This is a genomic window from Achromobacter sp. 1011811831 (assembly GCF_059760905.1).
This window is the reverse complement of record NZ_JCBANG010000052.1, coordinates 18,838-42,706: the sequence shown is the minus strand read 5'-3', so window position 1 is coordinate 42,706 and position 23,869 is coordinate 18,838. Positions and strand designations below refer to the sequence as shown.

The following is a 23,869-nucleotide window of genomic DNA, read 5'->3' as shown; positions in this document are numbered from 1 at the left end:
ACGCAAACCCGCGTCAATACTTGGTAGGCCCCCCGAGAGTCGAACTCGGCACCAACGGATTATGAGTCCGCTGCTCTAACCAGGCATGAGCTAGAGGCCCAGGAAACTTACTGCCCTTCCAGGAAGCTCTTCAGCTTGTCGGCCCGGCTGGGGTGACGCAGCTTGCGCAGTGCCTTGGCTTCTATTTGGCGGATGCGCTCGCGGGTCACGTCGAATTGCTTGCCCACTTCTTCCAGGGTCTGGTCGGTGCTCATTTCGATGCCGAAACGCATGCGCAGGACCTTGGCTTCACGCGGGGTGAGAGAGTCTAGCACTTCCTTGACCACGTCGCGCATGGAGCCGTGCAACGCCGCGTCCGAAGGCGCCAGCGTCGAGGTGTCCTCGATGAAGTCGCCCAGGTGCGAGTCGTCGTCGTCGCCGATCGGCGTTTCCATGGAGATCGGTTCCTTGGCGATCTTCAGGATCTTGCGGATCTTGTCTTCCGGCATGTCCATCTTCTGCGCCAGGGTCGCGGGATCCGGCTCGGCGCCGGTTTCCTGCAGGATCTGGCGGCTGATCCGGTTCATCTTGTTGATCGTTTCGATCATGTGGACCGGAATACGGATGGTGCGCGCCTGGTCGGCGATGGAGCGCGTGATGGCCTGACGGATCCACCACGTGGCGTAGGTCGAGAACTTGTAGCCGCGACGGTACTCGAACTTGTCCACGGCCTTCATCAGGCCGATGTTGCCTTCCTGGATCAGGTCCAGGAACTGCAGGCCGCGGTTCGTGTACTTCTTGGCGATCGAGATCACCAGGCGCAGGTTGGCCTCGGTCATTTCGCGCTTGGCCTTGCGGGCCTTGGCTTCGCCGGTGGCCATGCGCTTGTTGACGTCCTTCAGGTCCTTGAGCGGCAGCACGACGCGCGTTTGCAGGTCGATCAGCTTCTGCTGCAGTTCCTGGACGGCCGGGATCTGGCGCTCCAGCGTCTCGGCGTAGGGATGGCCGGCGGCGACTTCGTCCACCACCCACTGCAGGTTGGTTTCGTTGCCGGGGAAGACCTTGATGAAGTGCGTGCGCGGCATGCCGGCACGGTCCACACACGTGTGCAGGACGGCGCGCTCGAGCTGGCGCACTTCCTCGACCTGGTTGCGCAGCGTGTCGGCCAGCTTCTCGACCATCTTGGCGGTGAAGCGGATGCCCATCAGTTCGTTCTGGATGGATTCCTGGGCGCGCACGTAGATGTCCGACTTGTAGCCGTCCTTCTCGTACGACAGGCGCATCTTGTCGAACTGCTTGCCGACTTCGTCGAACTTGGCCAGGGCCTTGACGCGCAGGTCTTCCAGCTGCTTGCTGGACATGCCGCCGGCCGGGCCGTCATCGCTCTCGTCTTCATCGGCGCTGACGCCGGCGCCGGCGTATTCCTCGCCGTCTTCCGGATCCACCAGGCCGTCGACGACTTCGTCGATCTGGGCCTGGCCTTCGCGCACGCGCACGACGTGGGCCAGGATTTCGTTGATGGTGGTCGGGCAGGCCGAGATGGCCATGACCATGTGCTTCAGGCCGTCTTCGATGCGCTTGGCGATTTCGATTTCGCCTTCGCGGGTCAGCAGCTCGACCGAGCCCATTTCACGCATGTACATGCGCACGGGATCGGTGGTGCGGCCGAAGTCGGAATCCACGGTGGTCAGCGCGGCTTCGGCTTCGTCCTCGACGTCGTCGTCGTTGGAGGCGACCGGCGCGTTCTCGCTCATCAGCAGCGTTTCGGCGTCGGGAGCCTGGTCGTAGACCGCGATGCCCATGTCGCTGAAGGTGCTGATGATGCCATCGATGGCTTCGGCGTCGACCAGATCGTCAGGCAGATGATCGTTGATTTCGCCGTAGGTCAGGTAGCCGCGGTCCTTGCCCAGCTTGATCAGCTGCTTGAGGCGGTTGCGGCGAGCCTCGTATTCCTCGGCCGACACCGGGCCGCGGGCGATCAGGTCCTTGGGATCGGCCTTGCCGCGCTTGCCGCCGCGCTTGGGCGGCTTCAGGTCGGGCAGGACTTCGCCTTCGCCGTCCATCGCATCGTCGAAGCCGTCGGAATCATTGTTGGCGTTCTTGGCCGGACGACCAGGACGACGGCCGCTCGGGGCCGGGCGCGCGCTGCCCACCAGGTCGGCCAGCTTGTCCTCGGCCTTCTTGGCGCGGGTCTTGGTGGCCTTCTCGGGCTTATCCGCCGCGGCGGTCTTGGCGGCCTTCTTGACGGCCGTCTTCGCAGCGGGCTTGGCGACCTTCACCGCAGTCTTGGCGGGCGCTTTTTCCGCCGCCATGCTGACGGCGCGCTTGGCCGTCGTGACCTTGGTTTCAGCCGCATCAATTGCAGAGGAGGATTTGCCAGTGGATTTGGTCATAGTCGCTTCCGTGGTCGTCGCAACCCGTTCGGGCATGTTGCACCGCGCGGAGCCGCGGGAGGCTGGGCCTGCCGCGGCGGCGTTGCGGGTAAAACTGATGAACCGGCCGACTCCATGCGGCTGCGTTGGTCGCAGCGCCTGCCCTTGCGGGCCCGCCTTGCGCCATGCCGGTGCGAAACCGTTGGGGCGCTTGGCGTACATGGACTCATCCCGCGGGGATGCCCGGGCGTCGGGGGGGCTGCCTGCCTATAAATAGGCGACGCTTGCTTATCGGGTCGTTGCCCTTAGCAGCTGAGTAGACACAGCACCCAAACCTCGAACGCTACGCGGAAGCATCATCCGCCGAACTGCTCGATTCACCTCTGTATAGTAATTAACTGTGTAACAAATTTGGCGCCCCTGACGTAAGCACCCGCTTTTTTTCAGGCGGGGCATCCGGACTAGCCGTTGCCGCTCAGCCGCGAAAACACGTGCCAAACACCAGACTCGCCAAACTGCACTTCAATTCTGCTTAATCTTTTCCGGCTTTACACAAGGCCTGCGAAACCGGCGCATCCGGCAAACTCGGCGCCGGGGTGGCAAACTATCCGACAATCCGGCCCCGCAATCCCGCGACGCTGTCTTGCCCTGCTTTCCTGCCGAATACCTCTCGCCCTGCACTGCGGCCCCGCCCGGAACTCTCGGATCCATCCGTTCTGAAGCCATGCGAACCGCCATGATGCTTAGATCACGAGCGGCGAAATTAGATCCTGCCGCCCGGTTCCCGGCACTTCTGGCCGATCAGGCCCCGTCCCAACCAAGGGCTTATCCGCAGCCAGTGCGGAAAACCCTTGATTTTAACGCATTTAGCGTATGCCGGCACCTTTCAGCACCATCATGCGCTGATTCAGCTCCATGTAACGCTTGCGCGCCTCTTCCGTCGCCAGCCCGCCCGCGGCCAGCTTGGCCATTTCGAGCTTGGCCGAGTCGAATTCGATGCGGCGCAAGGCGTCGTCCCATTCGGTCTGGGGATCGGGCAGATCCTCCTGCGACAGCACGTCCGCGCGCAGGCCCTTGAGCACGGTGGCCAGATCCGAATCCGGCTCGGCCGCCTCCAGCAAGGCGCCCACATGGCGCGCGCCGCTGGATTGCGCCAGCATGATCAAGTCCCGCACAAGACCTAGATGGGGGCCGTGGTCGATCACTTCAAGCTGCTGGTCTCCCATGGAATCCACCAGCTCGGGATGCGCCAGCAACAAGCCAAGCAGGCGCTTGGCCAGCGACGGCATGGTGCGGCGGCCTTCGAAACCGCCGACACCGTCCTCGCGCCGGCCTTTCCAATTGCCCTTGCCCTTCCAGTCGCTCTTGCCTTTCCAGTCGCCCTTGGGCTTCCATTCCTGGCGACGCTGGCCGCCCTGCCCGCCGGCGGGCTCGCCCTGGGAGGCAGGGAAATGCCCATGATCGATGTAATCGGACTCTTCCGCCGGAATGTCATGAAAGTCATGACCGGCGAAGTCATAGCCCGCGTCCATGAAACCCGTATCCGACCCCGGGGATCCGGCCTGGGCGTCGCCTGCCGGCTGCGGCTTGGCGCCCGCCGGCGCGCCAAACGGCTTGGCCGGCTGCTGCGCCAGCACTTGGGCCATTTCTTCCGGCGTGAGCTGGACCAGCTTGGCCATCTCGCGCTCGATCTGCACGCGCAGCGCGCATTCCGGGATCGCGGCCAGCAGCGGCTTGGCCTCGTGCAGACAGCTCGCCCGCCCTTCGGCCTCATCCATGTTGTGGCGCGAGGCCAGCTCGTCCAGCAGGAATCGCGACAAGGCGACGGCTTCGCCCAGGCAAGCCCGGAACGCCTCGGCGCCGAGTTCGCGCACATAGGAATCCGGATCGTGCTCGGCCGGCAGGAAAAGGAAGCGGATCGCGATGTCGTCGCGCAGCACCGGCAGGCAAGCCTGCAAGGCGCGCCACGCCGCGCGGCGGCCCGCGCCGTCGCCGTCGAAGCTGAAGATGACCTTGTCGCTGGCGCGCAGCAGCTTCTTCACGTGATCGGGCGTCGTCGCCGTGCCCAGCGTGGCCACCGCGTTGGCGATGCCTTGCTGCGCCAGGCCGACCACGTCCATGTAGCCTTCGACCACGATGACCTGGCCTTCCTGCCGGATGGCCTGGCGGGCCTCCCACAGGCCGTACAGCTCCTGTCCCTTGGAGAACAACGGCGTCTCGGGCGAATTCAGGTACTTGGGCTCGCCCTTGCCGATGATGCGGCCGCCAAAGCCGATCAGGCTGCCGCGCGCATTGCGGATGGGGAACATGACCCGCTCGCGAAAGCGGTCGTAGCGGCGTCCGTCTTCCGACTCGATCACCAGCCCGGCCTCGACCAGCGCCGGATCATCGTAATTGGGAAAGACCTGGGACAGGCCATGGCGGTCGGTGCCCGACCAGCCCAACCCGAAATGCGCGGCGATCTCGCCGGTCAGGCCGCGTTGCTTCAGATAGCGGATCGCGGCGGGCGAAGTCTTCAGCAACTTCAGGTACTGCGCCTGAGCGGCGTCCAGCACCTGCGTGTGCCGGGATTCCTCGGCCTTGCGGCGCGCGGTTTCGGCTTGCTGTCGGGGGCTGCGGTTTTCTTCGGGTACCGTCATTCCCGCCGAAGCCGCGAGCGTGCGCACGGCTTCGGGGAAACTGGCGCCCGTGTGCTCCATCAGGAAGGTGATGGCGCTGCCATGCGCTCCGCAACCGAAGCAGTGATAGAACTGCTTGGTGGGGCTGACAGTGAACGACGGGCTTTTTTCGTTATGAAAGGGGCACAGGCCAAGCAAGTTGGCCCCACCCTTTCGCAACTGCACGTATCGCCCGACGACATCGACGACGTCGACCCGGGCGAGCAAATCCTGGATGAATGATTCTGGAATCAATAGATTCGGGAATCAAAGATCAATACAGGCGCGGGGGCAGTTGCTGGCTACGAATCCGCTTGTAGTGGCGCTTCACCGCGGCGGCGTGCTTGCGCTTGCGCTCGGCCGTGGGCTTCTCGTAGAACTCGCGCGAACGCAGTTCGGTGAGCAAACCGGTCTTTTCGATGGTGCGCTTGAAGCGACGCAGAGCGGCTTCAAACGGTTCGTTTTCCTTCAGTCGAACGATAGGCATAAAGTATTGGGCCTGCTTAAGGGGTAACAAAAGTTGATGATAAACCTGGCTTGCTTACCAGCGACGCTGCACAGGTCCAGCCTGCCGGCGCCCGCCCTGGCATTGAAACGCCCGGCGCTGGCGCCAGTACAACCCCGGCTGGGATCTCCTGACAATCTCTCTTAACGCTATTTCAGCTGGCTGTTCCCGTTACCCGTGAGACACAGTTCACCTTGCAGTCCGGCCCCGCCAATTCAGGCATTCACGTTCGAATGCCCCAGACGCGGCCCAAAGGAAGGGCGGAAAGCCAAGTTCGGTTTAGCGATAACCAGCGATTCTAGCACGGGCGGCCGGATTTTGACCATAGACCGGGCACAATCGGCGCCCAGTCCCGCCCTGCCGCCCCGCCACCCGGCGGCTCAGCTCTTGGAGCCCTTGCGGATCCAGGCTTCGAGCTGGTGCGGCCGCAGGCTGTCATAGTCCTCGAAAGGCTGGTGAATCCAGGGATTGGTGGGCAGCTTGTCGACGTAGTAGTCCGGCGTGGCCTGCGAGTGGCCCTTCCACCACAACACGGCGCTGCGCAATTCGGTGATCTCGGCGAACTGGTTCTTCAGGTGGTCGAAGACCTTGTTGAAGGTCATGCCGGTGTCCACCATGTCGTCCACCAGCAACACCCGCCCGGACAGGGTGCCGCGCGTGATGGTGATGAACTGGGCGATGTCCATGTCGCCCTGCTTGGTGCCGGCTGCCTCGCGGTAGCTGCTGGTGGCCAGGATGCCCAGGGGCACATCGAAGATCCGCGACATCACGTCGCCGACACGCACGCCGCCGCGCGCCAGGCAAAGGATCTTGTCGAACTGCCAACCGGACTGATGCACCTGCAAGGCAAGACGCTCGATCAGGCGGTTGTAGTCGTCCCACGTCACCCACAGATGGCTGTCATCATTGGTCGGCGCGCTCATAGGCGGAATTCTCCTGCATGAAAATACGAAAAGGCCGCCTGCTGGCGTGAGCTGCGGCGGCGTTGTGGCGAAATCATAACCCGGCGGCCGGCGCCGCGGATATCAGGACCGCCGCGCGGGCGTCGAGCCGCGTTCCAGGCAGCGTCCATCCAGCACGATGCGGCGCGGCGGCGCGGCTTCGTTTTCACTGCGGTCCAGCAACAGCATCATGGCGCTGCGGCCGATTTCCTCCACCGGCTGCTCGATCAGCGTGATGCCACCCCCGACCATTTCCGTCCACGGCTCGTTGTCGAATCCCGCCAGGGCGATATCCTGCGGCACGACCAGGCCGGCGCGCTGCAATGCGCGGATGACGTCCAGCAACATGAGTCCGTTGCTGGCGATCAGCGCATCGGGCCGGCCCGGCGCGGCCAGCAGCTCCGCCAACCGGGTGTCGACATCGCCCGCACCGTGCTCGACATAGGCGGCGCGCGCGGGCAGTCCCAGACGCTGCATCGCCGACTCGTAGCCCTGACGCCGCTCCGCGCCGGTGGCGGACGCGGCGCCGAACAGGCCGGCGATCCGCCGATATCCCTGGCGATGCAGATGCTCGACCAGCGCCGCCGACGCGCCGGCATTGTCCAACACCACGCAATCGTGCAGCTGGCCCGGCTCCGCCCGGTCGACCATCACTATCGGGAAACCGCGCCGCACGCGCCCGACCTGCCCGGCCGTGCGCCGCGTCGGCGCGCAGATGGCGCCGAGCACGCGCTCTTCTTCCATCAGCCGCAAGTACATCTCTTCCTTTTCGGGATTCTCGTCGGTATTGCAGAGAATCACCCGCAGGCCACGCGCATAGGCCAGATCCTCGACGCTGCGGCTGATGGCCGTGAAGAACGGATTGCGGATGTCGGCGACTATCAGGCCTATGGTGTTGCTATGGCGCGAGCGCAGACGCCGGGCCGCCAGGTTGGGCAGGTAGCCGGTGCGCCGGACGGCCTCTTCGACGCGGCTGCGCATCTCCGGATCGATGGCCTTGCCCGCCAGCGCCCGCGATACCGTGGCCGGCGACACGCCGGCCGCCTTGGCCACATCCTTGATGCCCACCTTCATTGGAAAACGTTTCCTGAAATAGAAAAAACAAGCGCCCTGAGGAACCTCGATTGTATTTTCAATACCCTTTGAGATCCAGGCACTTTTTCTTCTAAAATATAGAAAACGTTTTCCCAAATATGGGCTCCAGGAGACAGATCATGACAACCACGCAGGTTGAATCCCTGCTGCGCCCGGATTGCGTGCGCCTGGATGCGGCCGTGACCGACAAGCAGCAGGCCATCGCACTGCTCGGACAGCTCCTGACCGCTGGCGGCTGCACGGACGAAGGGTACGGGCACAGCATGGCGCAACGCGAGACGCTGGCGGACACCTTCCTGGGCGCAGGCGTGGCCATTCCTCACGGCCGGGTCGAAGACCGCCATCTGGTGCGACGCGACGGACTGGCGGTGCTGCAGATTCCAGGCGGCATCGAATGGAACCCCGGCCAGCGCGTCCGGCTCGTGGTCGGCATCGCGGCCCGCTCGGATGGGCATATCGCCATCCTCAAGCGGCTCACCGGCCTGATCCAGGACGAGGCCCGTCTGCACCAACTGGCCGCAACCCGCGACCCGCAGGACATCATCGCGGCGCTGACCTCGGCTGCGCCGCAGGCCGCGGCAGCCGCGGAGCCCGCCACCGATCTGGAGCACAGCCTGGAATGGGTCGTCTCCTATCCGTCCGGCCTGCACGCCCGGCCGGCCTCGGCCTGGGCGCAAGCCGCCAAGGCCAGCGGCCTGCCGATACGCGTGCGGCACGGCGCGGACAGCGCCGACGCGCGCAGTCTGGTCGACCTGTTGCAGCTGGGCCTGACGGCCAAGGCACGCGTGGTGTTCTCCGCGTCGGGCAGCGAAGCGCCCGCGGCGCTGGCGAAGTTCCTCGCCGTGGTCAATGGCCTGACCGCCCAGGAACGCAGCGCCGCCCAGGCGCAGGCGCCCGCCGCCGTGCCAGGCAGGACCTGGCAGCCCGTCACCGCGCTGGCCGCCGTCGCTGGTGTCGCAGCCAGCGCGGGCCTGGCGATCGGCCGCGTCCGCCGGCTTGCCCGCGCCGACGCGCAGGTGCCCGATCGCCCCGCGCCGCTACTCAACGGCAAGGCGCTGCTGGAAACTGCGCTGGCCGCTGCCCGCCAGGAAACGCAGGCCCTGGCCGACGCCACCGCCAATCGCCTGGGTGCGGCCGATGCCGCGATCTTCCAGGCCCAAGCCGGCCTGCTCGACGACGTCGGCCTGATCACCGACACCTGCCAGCTGATGGCGGCGGGCCACGGCGCGGCCTGGGCCTGGAATGAAGCCGTGCGGGCCCAGGCCGAACGTCTTTCCGGGCTGGGCAATCCTCTGCTGGCCGCCCGCGCGGCCGACCTGCGCGACGTCGGCCTGCGCGCGCTGCGGCACATGGACCCGTCGCTCGCCGACACCTCCGAGCAGGCGGCCCCGCACGGCGACCCGGTCGTGCTGGTCGCCGCCGATCTCGCGCCTTCCGATACCGCCGCGCTGGATATCCGTCGCGTGGCCGGCCTGGCGACAACACTGGGCGGCCCCACCTCGCACACGGCCATCCTGGCGCGCACTCTGGGACTGCCCGCGATCGTGGCGGCGGGCGCGGAATTGCTGGACCTCGTCGACGGCGCGCAGGTGATCATCGACGGCGATGCAGGACGCGTCCACCTGTCGCCAACCGAGGCCGACCTGGACAGCGCACGCGCCTGGATCGCGCAAGCCGAGGCCGCGCGCCAGGCCGCCGCCGCCGAGCGCCAACTGCCGGCCAGCTCGCGGGACGGCCATGTTGTCACCATCGGCGCCAACATCATCCGGGCCGAACAGGTCGCGTCCGCGCTCGAACAGGGCGCCGAAGGCGTGGGCCTGATGCGCACCGAATTCCTGTTCCTTGAACGCCATGACACGCCCGGCGAGGACGAGCAGTTCCACGCCTATCGAAGCATGCTGGACGCGCTTGCCGGCCGACCCCTGATCGTCAGGGCACTGGACATTGGCGGCGACAAGCAGGTGCCGCACCTGGCCCTGCCCGTGGAGGACAACCCCTTCCTGGGCGTGCGCGGCGCGCGCTTGCTGCTGCGCCGCCCCGACCTGCTCGAACCGCAGTTGCGCGCGCTCTACCGCGCCGCGGCGCAAGGCGGCGACCTGTCCATCATGTTCCCCATGGTCACGTCGCTGACCGAACTGCTCCAGCTGAAGGAGGCCTGCGAGCGCGTGCGCGCCGAACTGGCCGCGCCCAAGGTCGCGCTGGGCGTCATGATCGAGGTCCCGGCCGCTGCCCTGCTGGCGTATGCGTTTGCCGAGCACGCGGACTTCTTCTCCATCGGCACCAACGATCTGACGCAGTACACGCTGGCGATCGATCGCCAGAATCCGGCGCTCGCAAGCGAAGCCGACAGCCTGCACCCGGCGGTGCTGCGCCTGATCGCGCTGACCGTGCAAGGCGCACGGGCGCATGGGCGCTGGGTGGGCGTGTGCGGCGACCTGGCCGGCGACCCGTTTGGCGCCGCGCTGCTGACGGGCCTGGGCGTGACGGAGCTGTCGATGGCGCCGCGCGCGATCGCCACGGTCAAGGCGCGCCTGCGCCGCTCGGCACTGCCCGAACTGCGGGCCCTGGCCGCGCAAGCGCAGACACTGGCCAGCGCACAGGCCGTGCGCGCGCTGGACGGAGACATGGCATGAAACTGATCACCGTCACCCTGAACCCCGCGCTCGACGCCACCGTCACGCTGGACCGGCTTGAACGCGGACACGTGCATCGCGCCAAGTCGATGCGGCACGATGCCGGCGGCAAGGGCGTCAACGTCGCTTCCTGCCTGGCGGACTGGGGGCTGGACGTCGCCGCCACGGGCCTGCTGGGCCGCGAGAACGCCGGCGTCTTCGAGGCCCTGTTCCGCGCCAAGCGCATCGAGGACCGCTTCGTGCGGGCCGACGGCGCGACCCGCACCAACATCAAGCTGGTCGACAGCGGCGCCACCACCGACATCAACCTGCCCGGTCTGACCGCGACCGGGGAACTGCTGGACGAAGCCGAAGCCACCCTGCTGAACCTGGCGGAGCCTGGCTCGCTCGTGGTGCTGGCCGGTAGCCTGCCGCAAGGCTGCCCGGCGGACCATTACGGCCGGCTGATCGCCCGACTGCAACCCCTGGGCGCGCGCGTACTGCTGGACACCAGCGGCGACGCGCTGGCCGATGCGCTCGCCGGCCCCGCCCTGCCCTGGGCCATCAAACCCAACCGCGACGAACTGGCCGAATGGGCCGGCCAGCCCCTGAGCACGGTCAGGCACATCGCCGCGCAAGCGCAACGGCTGCGCGAACAGGGGCTGGGACTGGTGGCGGTATCGATGGGCGAGCAAGGCGCCTTGTTCGCCACGGAACATGGCGTGCTGCATGCGCAGTTGCCAGCCACCGCCGTGGCCAGCACCGTCGGCGCGGGCGACGCCATGGTCGCCGGCATCGCCGCGGCCCTGGCCGAAGGGGCGGATGCCGAGCGCGTGGCGCGCCTGGCGGTCGCCTTCGCCGTCGCGAAACTCGGGCTGGCCGGCCCCAACCTGCCCTCGGCGACCATCGTCGCCGACCTGGCCGAGCGCGTGTCGCTGCGGCCGATCTCGACTCCGGGAAGCCAAGCATGAACAAGATCTGGATAGCCATCGAGGCCGGCGGCAGCGCGATCGCCGGCGCACTTGCGAGCGCTGCCCTGCGCAAGGCAGCCACGGAACGGGGCTGGGACTGCGATATCGAAATCCGCAACGCCGCCGGCATGCAGCAAGCCTATGCCGGCGCCGCGCCCAAGCCCGGCGATGTACTGCTTCTGATCGGCGGCGCGCAGCCGGCCTCGCCGCAAGCCGGACTGGCCCGCAGCGCAGCGGGCCTGGATGAAGCGCTGGCGGCGCCCGACCGCGTCATCGCGGCGGCGATCGCCCAAGCGAAAGCGCCGGACGCCGGCGCCAAGCGCATCGTGGCGGTCACCTCCTGCCCCACCGGCATCGCCCACACCTTCATGGCGGCCGAGGGCCTGACGCAGGCCGCGCAGGCCCTCGGTCATCACATCCGCGTCGAGACGCAGGGATCGGTGGGATCAGGCACGCCGCTGACGACCGAGGAAATCGCGGCGGCCGATCTCGTCATCATCGCCGCCGACCGCGAGGTGGATCGCTCGCGCTTCGGCGGCAAGCGCGTCCATGCATCCAACACCAAGCCCGCCATCAGCGACGGCCAGGCCTTGATCGCGCGCGCCTTCGAGCAGGCCAGCCTGCAGGCCGCGAGCAGCGACGCCGCCAGCACGGCCCAGGCCCAGCCGCGCCGCGCGGGGCCGTACAAGCACCTGATGACCGGCGTGTCCTTCATGCTGCCCTTCGTCGTGGCCGGCGGCCTGCTGATCGCGCTGGCCTTCGCGCTGGGTGGCATCTACGCCAGCGACGAATCCCAGGCCGGCACGCTGGCCCACGCGCTGTTCCAGATCGGCGCGCAAGGCGGATTCGCGCTGATCGTGCCGGCGCTGGCCGGCTACATCGCCTACTCTATCGCGGACCGGCCCGGCATCGCGCCCGGAATGATCGGCGGCCTGCTGGCGGCGAACATGGGCACAGGCTTCCTGGGCGGCATCGTCGCCGGCTTCATCGCCGGGTATGGCACGGACTTCATGAACCGGCGCATCCCGCTGCCCAAGCAGTTGCAGGGGCTCAAGCCGGTGCTGATCCTGCCGCTGCTGGGTACCTTGCTGACCGGATTGCTGATCACCCAGGTGGTCGGCGCGCCGGTGGCCGCGGCGCAGACCTTCCTGACCGACTGGCTGCGCGGCATGCAGGGCGCCAGCGCCGTCCTGCTGGGCATGCTGCTGGGCGGCATGATGGCCTTCGACATGGGCGGCCCGGTGAACAAGGCGGCCTATGCCTTTTCCACCTCGCTGATCGCCAGCCATGTGTATACGCCCATGGCCGCGACCATGGCCGCGGGCATGACGCCGCCGCTGGCCATCGCGCTGGCCACGCGGCTGTTCGCCAACCGCTACACCGCCGAAGAGCGCGAGGCCGGCGGCGCCACCGGCATCCTGGGCCTGGCCTTCATCACCGAAGGCGCGATTCCCTTCGTGGCGCGCGACCCGCTGCGCATGATCCCGTCGCTGATGGCGGGCTCGGCCGTCACCGGCGCCATCTCGATGGCCATCGGGGCGGAATTGAAGGTGCCGCACGGCGGGATCTTCGTGCTGCCCATTCCCGGCGCGGTCACGCATCTGCTGGGTTATGTGGCTGCGCTGGTCGCCGGGACGCTGGTCAGCACGCTGGCGATCGGACTGTTGAAGCGGCCGCTGGCGGCAGCGCAGACGAAGAATCCAGAGTCGTAAGCGCCGCGCGCTTGCGCCCCGCCAGCCCCCCCCCTCCGGGAAGCAAGCAGCAACGAAAAGGCCCCCGATGATCGGGGGCCTCGTCACATCAAGACCAGCGCGACGGCAGACCGCCGCAAGGTCCGCCTGGCGTTCAGCCCTTCAGCGGGTGACGCAGGACGATGGTCTCGTTGCGGTCCGGACCGGTCGACACCAGGTCGATGGGCACGCCGCAGACTTCGGCCACGCGTTCCAGATAGCGGCGGGCGGCGGCCGGCAGCTTGTCGTACTCGGTGATGCCGACGGTGGATTCGCTCCAGCCCGGCAGCTCTTCCAGCACCGGCTGCGCCTGGGCCACGGCATGCGCGCCGTAGGGCAGCACGTCGCGGAATTCGCCGTTGACGCGGTAGCCAACGCCCAGCTGGATGGTTTCCAGGCCGTCCAGCACGTCCAGCTTGGTGATGCACAGGCCGGAGATGCCGTTCAGGCGCACCGAGCGCTTGAGCGCAGCGCCGTCGAACCAGCCGCAGCGACGCGGACGGCCCGTGACGGAACCGAATTCCTTGCCGATGGTGGCCAGGCGGGTGCCGATCTCGTCAACCAGCTCGGTCGGGAACGGACCCGAGCCCACGCGGGTCGTGTAGGCCTTGGTGATGCCCAGCACGTAGTCCAGCGACTGCGGACCGACGCCGGCGCCGGCCGAGGCCGCGCCCGCCAGGCAGTTGCTGCTGGTGACGTAGGGGTAGGTGCCGTGGTCCACGTCCAGCAGCGCGCCCTGCGCGCCTTCGAACAGCAGGCGCTTGCCTTCCTGTTGCATGGCGTACAGGTTGCTGGACACGTCCTTGACCATGGGGGCGATGGCCGGAGCCAGCGCCATGGCCTGGTCGCGCACTTCGTTGGCCGAGACGGCTTCGGCGCCCAGGTACTTGGTCAGCACGAAGTTGTGGTAATCCAGCACCTCGGCGAGCTTCTCGTCGAACAGCGAGGGATTGAACAGGTCCTGCACGCGGATGGCGCGGCGGGCGACCTTGTCTTCGTAGGCCGGGCCGATGCCGCGGCCGGTGGTGCCGATCTTGCCGTCACCCTTGCGCGCTTCGCGCGCCTTGTCCACGGCCACGTGGTACGGCAGGATCAGCGGGCAGACCTCGGAGATCTGCAGGCGCGAACGCACGTCCAGGCCGGCGGCCTCGAGCTCTTCGATTTCCTTGAGCAGGGCCTCGGGCGACAGCACCACGCCATTGCCGATGAAGCAGGTCACGCCGGGATGCATGATGCCCGACGGGATCAGGCGCAGAATCGTCTTCTGGCCGTTGATCCACAGCGTATGGCCGGCGTTGTGGCCGCCCTGGAAGCGGACCACGCCCTGGACGGACTCCGCCAGCCAATCGACGATCTTGCCCTTGCCCTCGTCACCCCACTGGGTGCCGATCACGACTACGTTCTTGCTCATGTTACGAATCAATATCGAGTTTCTCGGGAAATCCGGAAATCTCCCCGCGGCCCTCTTGTCGCCAAGAGGGGGTTAGTCACAGCGTTCTGACCGTCCAGGCGCCATCCTGCAGCGCCAGCTCGCGATCGCAAACGAATTCGTCCTGATCCTGCTCGTGACCGGGCAATACCTGAACGACGATTTCCCCCGACCGGCGCAGGCGGCGCACCGCCTCGGTCAGGGCGGGCTCCTGGCCCCAGGGCGCGCGCACTGCACGCGCCCGTTCCGCCGGCGGCAGACCGGCCGCCAGCTTGCGTAAATCGAGGCTGAAGCCAGTGGCCGGACGCGCGCGGCCGAAAGCCCGGCTGACGTCGTCGTAACGGCCGCCGGAAACCAGCGCGTCGCGCCAGCCTTCAGCGTAGAGCGCGAACTTCACGCCCGAGTGATAGCCATAGCCGCCCACGTCGGCCAGGTCGACGCTGAATGCCGTGTCGGGCATCGCATCGGTCAGCGCCTGCAGCGCGTCCAGCGCCGCCGCCACGCCGGGCAACAGCGGCAGTTCGCGGCGCGCCTGCTTCAGCACCTCGGGCCCGCCGTACAGGTTGGGCAGGAGGCGCAGCGCGTTGAGCGTCTCGTCGCGCAGGCCGGGCGCGCGCCTGGCCAGTTCGACCAGGCCGGGCACGTCCTTCTCGCGCAGCAGCGGGAACAGCGCTTCCGACAGACTCTCGGCCACCGGATCCGATTCCAGGATGGCCCGCAGCACGCCGGGATGACAGAGGTCCAGGCGCGGGTTGCGCACGCCGGCGATGGCGACCGTCTCCAGCACCAGCTGGATGATTTCCAGGTCGGCCTCGAAGCCGGCATGGCCGTAGATCTCGGCGCCGATCTGCAGCAGCTCGCGGCTGGACAGCAGGTCCGCCGGGCGGGCATGCAGCACGTTGCCGCAATAGCACAGGCGGGTCACGCCGGCGCGGTTCAGCAGGTGGGCGTCGATGCGCGTCACTTGCGGGGTCATGTCCGCCCGCACGCCCAGCGTGCGGCCCGAAAGCTGGTCGATCAGCTTGCAGGTGCGCAGATCCAGATCGCTGCCGGTGCCCGACAGCAATGAATCGATGTATTCGACCAGGGGCGGCGCGACCAGCTCGAAACCGTAAGTGCGATACAGATCGAGAAGTTCGCGGCGCAGTTCCTCGATGCGCCGGGCCTCGGCCGGAAGTACGTCGGCGAGGCTCTCGGGCAGCAACCAGTTACCCATGAGTGTTTACCTGAAGAACGCCTAATGATGCGTGGGCGTCGCCCAAACGAAAAGCGGCTGAGGGGCGTAAGCCCGCTCAGCCGCTGCGGAATGTTTTCTAGCTTACGCGGTATTGTACATGGTTCAGCGGCGCGCGCCAGCCGCCCGGATCCAGGCTCAAGCCGTCCCCGATTCGCGACCCGAGATCAGCGCGGGGCCACCAAGCAAAAGCCCCTTGGCTCGCCAAGGGGCTTTTGCCGGCCGGGGCCGTGCGAGCTTACTTGGCCGGCACGGTCACCGGCGCCAGGGCCGCGCCCGGATCCTTCATGAACTGGAAGAAGCTGGAGCTGGGGTCCACCACCAGCACGTCGCCCGGCTTCGAGAACGAAGCGCGGTAGGCTTCCAGGCTCTTGTAGTACGTGTAGAACTGCGGGTTCTTGCCGTAGGCCTGCGCGTAGATCGCCGCCGCGGCGGCGTCGCCCTCGCCCATGACGCTCTGCGCCTTGGCGTAGGCCTGCGCCACCACGACTTCGCGCTGGCGGTCGGCTTCGGCGCGGATCTTCTCGCCCTCGGCCGCGCCGATCGAGCGCAGCTCGTTGGCCACGCGGGTACGCTCGGCTTCCATGCGGCGGTACACCGACTCGGAAATCTCGGGCGCGAACTCGATGCGGCGCAGGCGCACGTCGACGACCTGCACGCCCAGCGGCTCGGCGCGCTTGGCGACGTTGGTCAGGATTTCGGCCATGACCTTGTCGCGCTCGGACGAGACGACGTCGCGCACGGTGCGCACGTTGACCGACGCATTCAGCGCGTCGCGGATCTGTGCCTGCAGGCGTTCCTGCGCGGCGCGCTCGTTGCCGCCGAAGGTCACGTAGTACAGGCGGGGATCCGCGATGCGCCACTTGACGTAGGAGTCGATCAGCAGGTTCTTCTTTTCGGAAGTCTGGATGCGCTCGGCGTCGTTGGTTTCGATGGTCAGGATGCGCTTGTCCAGCGTCACCACGTTCTGGAACGGCGGCGGCGCCTTGAAGTACAGGCCAGGCTCGCTGATGACCTTGCGCACTTCGCCCAGCGAGAACACCAGGGCGTAGTCGCGCTCGCGCACCACGAAGACGCAGGAAGAAAGGGCGGCCAGCACGATGAGCAGGCCGACCAGGATAGGCATGAGACGTTGCATGATCAGTGGTCCTCCGGATTAGCGCGACGCACGGTCGCGAGGCAGCGTGTTGCTATTGCTGCTGCCGGAAGATGGCGCGGCCGGCACGGCGCCGCTGCGCAGCGGCGGCTGGGACGGCGGATTGACCAGCGAGGACGAAGCCGAGCCGCCGGCGGCGGACTTGGCGGCGTCCTGGGCGGCCAGGTGCATGATCTTGTCCAGGGGCAGATACAACATGTTGTTGTTGCTCTTGGTGTCGACCATGACCTTGCTGGCGCGCGTGAATATCTCTTGCATGCTCTCCAGGTACATGCGCTGGCGCATCACCACCGGCGCCTTCTCGTATTCACCCAGGATGCTGGTGAAGCGCGCGGTATTACCCTGCGCATCGCCGACCACCTTGGCCTTGTAGCCCTCGGCCTGCTCCAGCATGCGCGAGGCCTGACCGCTGGCCAGCGGCACGACCTGGTTGGCGTAGGCCTGGCCTTCGTTGATCTGGCGCTCGCGGTCCTGGCCGGCCTTGACGGCGTCGTCGAACGCGGCCTGCACCTGCTCGGGCGGCTGCACGTTCTGGATGGCCACGGTGCTGACCTGGATGCCGGTCTGGTAGCGGTCCAGGATCTGCTGCATCAGCGCCTGCACCTGGCTGGCCACGGTGGTCCGGCCTTCGTACAGCACGAAGTCCATGCTCTGCTTGCCGACGATCTCGCGCATCGCGGTCTCGGAGGCCTGGCGCACGGACTCGTCCGGGTCGCGGGTCATGAACAGGTAATCGGGCGCGCCGTCGGCGCGCAGGCGGTACTGGACGACGAACTGCATGTCGACGATGTTCTCGTCCGTCGTGAGCATCAGCTCCTCGGGCAGCACCTTGTTGCGCGCGCCGCCGCGGAAACCGACTTCGAACGTGCGCAGCTGCGACACGTTGACGGTTTCATGGCTCTGGATGGGATACGGCAGGCGCCACTGGAAGCCGGCTTGCGATGTGCTCTTGTATTTGCCGAACTGGGTCACTACCGCGACCTGGCCTTCCTGCACGATGTAGAAGCCGCTGGCCGCCCAGACGCCGATCGCCACCAGGGCGATGACGCCCAGGCCGATGCGGGCGCCGCGCGGCGAAGGCGGCTGCATGCCGCCGCGGTTGCCAGGACGGTTGTTTCCCCCGCCGCCCTTGCGCCCGAACAGCGAGCCGATGCGATTATTGAAATCGCGCCAAACCTCGTCCAGGTCGGGCGGACCATCGCCTCCGTTTTGCGGCCGCTTGGGCGGCGGCTCGGAGCCGTTGTTGTTGCCACGACCCCAGCCGGGGTCATTCAGATTGAATAGTTTGGAAATTCGAGGCATTGTTTCCCACAATCTGTCCGATCTCTGCAATTGCCCCGCGCAACGCATCCAGACCGGCGCGCTCGGTGGCGCTTACAAATACTCGCGCAATCGTACCATGGGCGTCGCGCTCCACTCGCGGCTCCAGTCCGGCCCTGTCGATCTTGTTATATATAAGAATGGTCGGGATGGCGGCGGCGCCGATTTCTGCCAGCACCTTATTCACTTCGAATATCTGCTCATCGCGCTGGGGGCTGGCCGCGTCCACCACGTGCAGCAGCAGGTCCGCGTGCACGGTTTCCTCGAGCGTGGCGCGGAACGCGGCGATCAGGCCGTGCGGCAGGTCGCGGATGAAGCCCACCGTGTCGGACACCACGACCGAGCCGGCGCATTCGATCCAGATCCGCCGCGTGGTGGTATCCAGCGTCGCGAACAACTGGTCGGCCGCGTAGCTGTCGGCGCGGGTCAGCGCGTTGAACAGCGTGGACTTGCCGGCGTTGGTATAGCCCACCAGCGACACCGACAGCGCGCCGCCCCGGGCCCGGGCCCGGCGCTGCGTGACGCGCTGGCGCTCGACCTTGTCCAGGCGCTCGCGCAGCACCTTGACCTTGGCGCCGATCATGCGGCGGTCCATTTCCAGCTGCGATTCGCCGGGGCCGCGCATGCCGATGCCGCCGCGCTGACGCTCCAGGTGGCTCCACATGCGGGTCAGCCGCGTGGCCAGATGCTGCAACTGGGCCAGCTCGACCTGCAGCTTGCCTTCGTGGCTCTTGGCGCGCAGCGCGAAGATGTCCAGGATCAGGGCGACCCGGTCGACCACGCGCAGGTTGAACAGCCGTTCCAGGTTGCGCTGCTGGGCCGGCGACAGGGGCTGGTCGAACAGCACGATGTCGGCCAGCAGGGCCTGGGCCATGCCCACGCCCTCGTCCGCCTTGCCCGAGCCGATGAAAAACTTGGCGTCGGGGCGGTCGCGCCGAGCCGTCAGCGTGCCGACGATTTCGGCACCGGCCCCCTTGGCCAGCATGGCGAATTCCTCGGCATGGGCAAGGAAATCCGGATCCCCGAGGTCGACGCTGATGATCAGTGCGCGCATACATGCACCATTTTGAAGCCCGAAACCAAACCAGGGCGCGACAGCGGGCGCCTGTATTCCCCTGAAACGGGAATTTCGTCCTGGCGACGAAAATGCCCGCCGACGTGGACCGTCAGGCGGGCAATAAAAGGTAAAGCGGCCGGAGCGGGTTTATTCAGCGGGGACTTCCACCTGGAAATTCACGGCACGGGCCGGGACTACGGTGGAAATGGCGTGCTTGTAAACCATTTGGGTGACCGTATTGCGCAGCAGCACCACATACTGGTCGAAGGATTCGATTTGCCCTTGAAGCTTGATGCCGTTCACTAGGTAGATCGACACGGGCACATGGTCCTTGCGCAGCGTGTTCAGGAACGGATCTTGCAGAGTTTGCCCTTTATTGCTCATTGGCCAGGCTCCATTTGTTTGTTATTTAAGTGGCGGCGCGCTGAAAATGTTGGTGGCGCGCACCGAAATACGTACTCTACAGGGTTTTCCCGGCCCGTGCTACTTGCGCCACGCACAAAGTGGCACAAGAGATTTCCGGCCTGAAAAACACCCTGGGCGACGCTATCAACGGACGTTCAGGATGTCGGCCAGCGCGGCCAGCAACAGCCCCGTCTGCTCGTCCGTGCCGACGGTGATGCGCAGGAACTGTTCGATGCGCGGCTGCCGGAAATGGCGCACGATGATGCCGCGCTCGCGCAGCGCGGCGGCCAGCGCCGCCGCGTCCTGGCCGGGGTGGCGGGCGAAGACGAAGTTCGCCGCCGAAGGCAGCACCTCGAATCCCAGCTCGCCCAGCCCCTGCGCCATGTCCTGGCGCGTCTTGATCACCGCCTGGCGCGTGCGCTCGAAGTAGTCACGGTCCTGCAGCGCGGCGATCGCGCCGGCCGAGGCGAGCCGGTCGATGGGGTAGGAATTGAAACTATTCTTGACCCGCTCCAGCCCGTCGATCAGCTCGCGGCTGCCGACGGCGAAGCCCACCCGCAGCCCCGCCAGGGAGCGCGACTTGGACAGGGTCTGGACCACCAGCACATTGTCATGCCGAGCAATCAGCGGAATGGCCGATTCACCGCCGAAATCGACATAGGCCTCGTCCACCACCACGACCGCGTCGGGATTGCCGGCCGCGATGCGTTCGATGTCGCCCACGGCCAGCGCCCGGCCCGTGGGCGCGTTCGGATTGGGGAAGATGATGGCGCCCGCCGGTCCGTTGCGGCCCGGCAGGTAGTCTTCTGGATCGATGCGGAAATCGTCGGTCAGCGGCACCGTTACATGGTCGATGCCGTACAGCCCGCAGTAGACCGGATAGAAGCTGTAGCTGATGTCGGGAAAGCGCAGTGGGCGCGAATGCTTGAGCAGCGCCAGGAACACGTGCGCCAGCACCTCGTCGGAGCCGTTGCCCACGAAGACCTGGTCCGGGCGCACGCCGCAGTTGTCGGCGATGGCCTGGCGCAGGCCGTCGGAAGACGGATCCGGATAGAGCTTGAGCGTATCGTCGCAGGCGCCGCGTATGGCCTCGAGCACCCTGGGCGACGGCCCATAGGGATGCTCGTTGGTATTGAGCTTGACCAGATTCCGAAGCTTGGGCTGCTCGCCCGGCACATAGGGGCTCAAGGTCCCCACCACGGGGCTCCAGAATCTGCTCATGGGGTCAATCTTCCTGCGCGTAGGGATTGTGCGATGACTTGAATTCGATCCGCAGCGGCGTGCCGGCCAGATCGAAGGCGTTGCGGAAACGCGTTTCCAGGTAGCGCCGGTAGGAATCCGGCACCGCATCCAGCGCGTTGCCATGGACGATGACCAGCGGCGGGTTCTGGCCGCCCTGGTGCGCGTAGCGCATCTTGGGGCGGAAGATGCCCTTGCGAGGCGGCGGCTGCTGCTCGACCGCGGCCTGCAGCTCGCGGGTGAGCTTGGGCGTGGACAGCTTGGCGAAGGCGGCGCCGTGCGCGGCGTTGATGGACTTGAGCAGCGGGCGCATGCCTTGCGCGCGCAGCGCCGAAATCGTGTGCATGCGGGCGAAGGACAGGAAGCGCAGCTTGCGCTGGAACTCGCGCTCGATGCGTTCCTTCTGGTCGGCGTCCAGGCCATCCCATTTGTTGATGGCGACCACCACCGCGCGGCCGGTCTCCAGCACGAAGCCGGCGATGTGGGCGTCCTGCTCGGAGATCTCGGTCTGCGCGTCCAGCATCAGCAGGACCACGTTGCTGGCCTCGATGGCCTGCAGGGTCTTGATGACCGAGAACTTCTCGACCGCCTCGAACACCTTGCCGCGCTTGCGCAGGCCGGCCGTGTCGATCAACGTGTAACGGCGGCCGTCGCGCTCGAAGTCGATCTCGATGGCGTCGCGCGTGGTGCCCGGCATGTCGAACGCGATGACGCGCTCTTCGCCCATCAGCGTGTTGATCAGCGTGGACTTGCCGACGTTGGGCCGTCCGACGATGGCCAGCTTGATGCGGTGATCGTGCGGGCCTTCCTCGGCGGGCTCTTCCTCGACCGGCGGCGCCAGGTCCTTCAACGCCAGCTCGATCAGGTCGACGATGCCGTCGCCGTGCGCGGCCGAAATCGCATACGGCTGGCCCAGGCCAAGTTCGTGGAATTCGGCCACGGCGGCGCCGGAACCCATGCCTTCGGCCTTGTTGACCGCCAGCAGCACGCGCTGCTGGCCGGACTTGCGCAGCAGCTGGGCGATCTCGTGGTCATGGGCGTTGAGGCCGGCGCGCGCGTCCACCAGGAACACCACCACGTCGGCCTCGGCGATGGCCTGCCGGGTCTGGCGCGCCATTTCCAGCAGGATGCCGTCCTTGGCCACCGGCTCGAAGCCGCCCGTGTCGATCGCGATGAACGGGATCTCGCCCACCCTGCCCTCGCCATAGTGGCGATCGCGGGTCAGGCCGGAATAATCGGCCACCAGCGCGGCGCGCGATCGCGTCAGGCGGTTGAAAAGGGTCGACTTCCCCACATTGGGGCGGCCGACCAGGGCGACGACAGGCTTGAAAGACACGGTAAGGGCTTTTGTTCTATGGGTTTCAGTTGGAGCCGATCAGGGCAAGGTTGCCATTGCCCGTCTGGATCAGCACGCCTTGCGACGTGGTCTGCGGCGGCGAGACGATCGCTCCGCCGCCCACCGACAGGCGCGCCATCAGGCTGCCGTCGCTGCGCGACAGGAAGTGCACGTAGCCGTCCAGGTCGCCGACGGCGAGCGCGCCGCCGAGCAGGGCCGGCGCGGTCAGCTGGCGGTTCTTCAGCGCGGCCTGCTTCCAGACGTTGCCGCCATTGTCCAGCGCGAAGGCGCTGACCACGCTGTTCTGGTCGGACGCGTAGGCGAAGCGCTCATCCAGGCTCATGCCGCTGACGCTGGAGAAGTCCTTGGCCCAGATCGGGCGGCCGCCGGCCGTCACGTCAAAGCATACGATACGCCCTTGGTAGGCGACCGCGCAAAGCAGGTTGCCGGCGATGCGGGGCGAGCCCACCACGTCGGTCAGGCGTTCCAGGTCGCTGGCGCCGCGCGGCGTGGCCACGGTGCCTTCCCACTGGACGTTGCCGCTGTCGGAGGCGATGGCCATGAGCTTGCCGCCGGGCAGGCCGGTGATGACCAACCCTTCGGCCAGCACCATCTGGGCGGCGCTGCGCAGGGCCAGGGCCGGTCCGGGCCGCTGCACGCTCCAGAGGCGATCGCCGCTGTTAGCGTCGAAGGCCTGGATGCGATAGTCGCCGCTGCGCACCACGACGATGCCGTAGCCCACCACGGGCGGAATCGTCACGTCGCTGGTGGCGCGGGCCTTCCACTTGACCTTGCCGGTATCGTCGAAGGCAATCACGTCGCCGTCGGGCGAAGCCACGGCCGTGGTCGTGCCGTCGCTGCCGACGCCGGCGGACAGCTGCTTGGTCTCGGCGCGGACCTTCCAGATCGGGCGGCCGCTTTGCAGGTCGAACTTGCCGACCGAGCCGTCGGGCGTGGCGGCATAGATGGCGCCGTTGACCACGGCGGGCACGAAGCCCAGGCCGGAGCCGCTGCCCACCGAAACGGACCAGACCTGGCGCACCGACATGCCGGCCTTGTATTCGGTCAGGGGCGCCGGGTCGTAACGGCCGTCGTCCCGGGAAAACATGCCGCAACCGCCCAGGACCAGCAGGCCCGTCAGGCATACGGCGCCGCGCAGGGCACGGCCAGTGGCAAATTTACGCATTACAGTCAGGCTCCGCTCAGGGCATCCAGTTTCAATTGCACGACTTGGGTCAGCGGATTCGCGGTTCCCAGGCCGTCGATGGCGCTTTGCCATGCGGCCCGCGCCTCGTCGCGCTTGCCCTGGGCAGCGAGGATATCGCCACGGCGGTCGGCGAACAAGGCCGCGAACGCAGGCGGCGGGCTGGTCAGCTGCGCCAGCGCGGCATCGTATTGCTTCTGGTCAAGCAGCAGGCCCGCCAGGCGCAGGCGCGCGACGGACTGCATGGACGGGTTCTTGTTCTGGGCGGCCAGCCATTCAAGCTGCTCGCGCGCGCCATCCGTGTCCTTCTGGACCAGCAGGGCCTGGGCGGCCACCAGCGCGCCGCGGGCGGCATAGCCGGTGGCGCCGTACTGCTCGCGCAGCGTGGCGGCGGCGGTCTTGATGCGCACGACCGATTCGGCGGTGCCCAGGCTGGCCGCGTCCTCGAGCGCCTCGAAGTAGCTCATGGCCTGGCTCGCGCGATGCGATTCATAGGCCTTCCAGCTCCACCAGCCACCCCAGGCCAGGGCCACGGCGACCACCAGCGAGACGATCACCGTGCCGTAGCGGGCCCACCAGGCCTTGATTGCGTCGAGTTGTTCCTGTTCTTCGAGATCGTATGCCATG

18 protein-coding genes and 1 tRNA gene are annotated in these 23,869 nt (G+C 67.0%); 3 read left to right on the top strand and 16 right to left on the bottom strand.

The features are described from left to right. Positions 1–21: 21 nt before the first annotated feature. The 6 genes from AC6LJ9_RS19115 to AC6LJ9_RS19090 all read right to left on the bottom strand — a co-directional run bounded on the left by AC6LJ9_RS19115 (position 22) and on the right by AC6LJ9_RS19090 (position 7,528). Positions 22–100: transfer RNA gene (locus tag AC6LJ9_RS19115), tRNA-Ile, on the bottom strand. A 7-nt stretch (positions 101–107) separates the two neighbouring features. Further along, complete coding sequence (gene rpoD / locus AC6LJ9_RS19110; protein WP_212312510.1) at positions 108–2,372, bottom strand: RNA polymerase sigma factor RpoD; 2,265 nt, start codon at positions 2,370–2,372, stop codon at positions 108–110. Between the two features lie 845 nt (positions 2,373–3,217). Continuing rightward, positions 3,218–5,263 carry a DNA primase gene (dnaG, locus tag AC6LJ9_RS19105; RefSeq protein WP_498148783.1) on the bottom strand — a complete coding sequence of 682 codons (2,046 nt, stop codon included), beginning with the start codon at positions 5,261–5,263 and terminating at the stop codon, positions 3,218–3,220. Positions 5,264–5,282: 19 nt separating this feature from the next. After that, complete coding sequence (gene rpsU / locus AC6LJ9_RS19100; RefSeq protein WP_006218592.1) at positions 5,283–5,495, bottom strand: 30S ribosomal protein S21; 213 nt, start codon at positions 5,493–5,495, stop codon at positions 5,283–5,285. A gap of 398 nt (positions 5,496–5,893) precedes the next feature. After that, positions 5,894–6,436 carry a phosphoribosyltransferase gene (locus tag AC6LJ9_RS19095; RefSeq protein WP_103275317.1) on the bottom strand — a complete coding sequence of 181 codons (543 nt, stop codon included), beginning with the start codon at positions 6,434–6,436 and terminating at the stop codon, positions 5,894–5,896. A 102-nt stretch (positions 6,437–6,538) separates the two neighbouring features. Continuing rightward, positions 6,539–7,528 (bottom strand): LacI family DNA-binding transcriptional regulator, encoded by a 990-nt coding sequence (locus AC6LJ9_RS19090; protein WP_498148782.1) that lies wholly within the window; start codon positions 7,526–7,528, stop codon positions 6,539–6,541. A gap of 140 nt (positions 7,529–7,668) precedes the next feature. On the opposite strand from AC6LJ9_RS19090, the gene ptsP reads away from it, so the two are divergent. Genes ptsP through AC6LJ9_RS19075 form a run of 3 tightly spaced genes read left to right on the top strand, consistent with a single transcriptional unit; the run spans position 7,669 to position 12,844 of the window. Next, the gene (gene ptsP, locus AC6LJ9_RS19085; RefSeq protein WP_498148781.1) at positions 7,669–10,182 is read left to right on the top strand and encodes a phosphoenolpyruvate--protein phosphotransferase; all 2,514 of its coding nucleotides are present in this window, start codon (positions 7,669–7,671) and stop codon (positions 10,180–10,182) included. Continuing rightward, on the top strand, positions 10,179–11,132 hold the full coding sequence (gene pfkB, locus AC6LJ9_RS19080) for a 1-phosphofructokinase (protein WP_498148780.1): 954 nt from the start codon (positions 10,179–10,181) through the stop codon (positions 11,130–11,132). The genes ptsP and pfkB overlap by 4 nt, the downstream gene beginning before the upstream one ends. Next, positions 11,129–12,844: a PTS fructose transporter subunit IIC gene (locus AC6LJ9_RS19075; RefSeq protein WP_498148779.1), complete on the top strand. Its 1,716-nt coding sequence runs from the start codon at positions 11,129–11,131 to the stop codon at positions 12,842–12,844. Before pfkB ends, AC6LJ9_RS19075 begins: the two co-directional genes overlap by 4 nt. Before the next feature lie 133 nt (positions 12,845–12,977). Here AC6LJ9_RS19075 and AC6LJ9_RS19070 read toward each other — a convergent pair whose 3' ends face one another. From AC6LJ9_RS19070 to AC6LJ9_RS19025, 10 genes are all read right to left on the bottom strand, one after another. Then, complete coding sequence (locus tag AC6LJ9_RS19070) at positions 12,978–14,273, bottom strand: adenylosuccinate synthase (protein ID WP_199770891.1); 1,296 nt, start codon at positions 14,271–14,273, stop codon at positions 12,978–12,980. Positions 14,274–14,349: 76 nt separating this feature from the next. Further along, a complete protein-coding gene (locus AC6LJ9_RS19065) occupies positions 14,350–15,507 on the bottom strand; it encodes an ATP phosphoribosyltransferase regulatory subunit (protein ID WP_498148778.1) in 1,158 nt (385 codons plus the stop codon). A gap of 256 nt (positions 15,508–15,763) precedes the next feature. After that, positions 15,764–16,663, bottom strand: a complete 900-nt coding sequence (gene hflC, locus AC6LJ9_RS19060; protein ID WP_498148777.1) for a protease modulator HflC — start codon at positions 16,661–16,663, stop codon at positions 15,764–15,766. A gap of 18 nt (positions 16,664–16,681) precedes the next feature. Continuing rightward, positions 16,682–17,983 carry an FtsH protease activity modulator HflK gene (hflK, locus tag AC6LJ9_RS19055; RefSeq protein WP_498148776.1) on the bottom strand — a complete coding sequence of 434 codons (1,302 nt, stop codon included), beginning with the start codon at positions 17,981–17,983 and terminating at the stop codon, positions 16,682–16,684. Then, positions 17,949–19,055: a GTPase HflX gene (gene hflX, locus AC6LJ9_RS19050; protein WP_498148775.1), complete on the bottom strand. Its 1,107-nt coding sequence runs from the start codon at positions 19,053–19,055 to the stop codon at positions 17,949–17,951. Before hflX ends, hflK begins: the two co-directional genes overlap by 35 nt. Positions 19,056–19,205: 150 nt before the next feature. Next, on the bottom strand, positions 19,206–19,442 hold the full coding sequence (gene hfq / locus AC6LJ9_RS19045; protein WP_006218585.1) for an RNA chaperone Hfq: 237 nt from the start codon (positions 19,440–19,442) through the stop codon (positions 19,206–19,208). A gap of 165 nt (positions 19,443–19,607) precedes the next feature. Then, the gene (gene hisC, locus AC6LJ9_RS19040) at positions 19,608–20,684 is read right to left on the bottom strand and encodes a histidinol-phosphate transaminase (RefSeq protein ID WP_498148774.1); all 1,077 of its coding nucleotides are present in this window, start codon (positions 20,682–20,684) and stop codon (positions 19,608–19,610) included. A 4-nt stretch (positions 20,685–20,688) separates the two neighbouring features. After that, the gene (der, locus tag AC6LJ9_RS19035) at positions 20,689–22,038 is read right to left on the bottom strand and encodes a ribosome biogenesis GTPase Der (protein ID WP_212312494.1); all 1,350 of its coding nucleotides are present in this window, start codon (positions 22,036–22,038) and stop codon (positions 20,689–20,691) included. Between the two features lie 25 nt (positions 22,039–22,063). Next, a complete protein-coding gene (gene bamB, locus AC6LJ9_RS19030) occupies positions 22,064–23,224 on the bottom strand; it encodes an outer membrane protein assembly factor BamB (RefSeq protein ID WP_498148773.1) in 1,161 nt (386 codons plus the stop codon). A 5-nt stretch (positions 23,225–23,229) separates the two neighbouring features. Further along, the gene (locus AC6LJ9_RS19025) at positions 23,230–23,868 is read right to left on the bottom strand and encodes a YfgM family protein (protein WP_212312492.1); all 639 of its coding nucleotides are present in this window, start codon (positions 23,866–23,868) and stop codon (positions 23,230–23,232) included. Position 23,869: the final 1 nt, after the last annotated feature.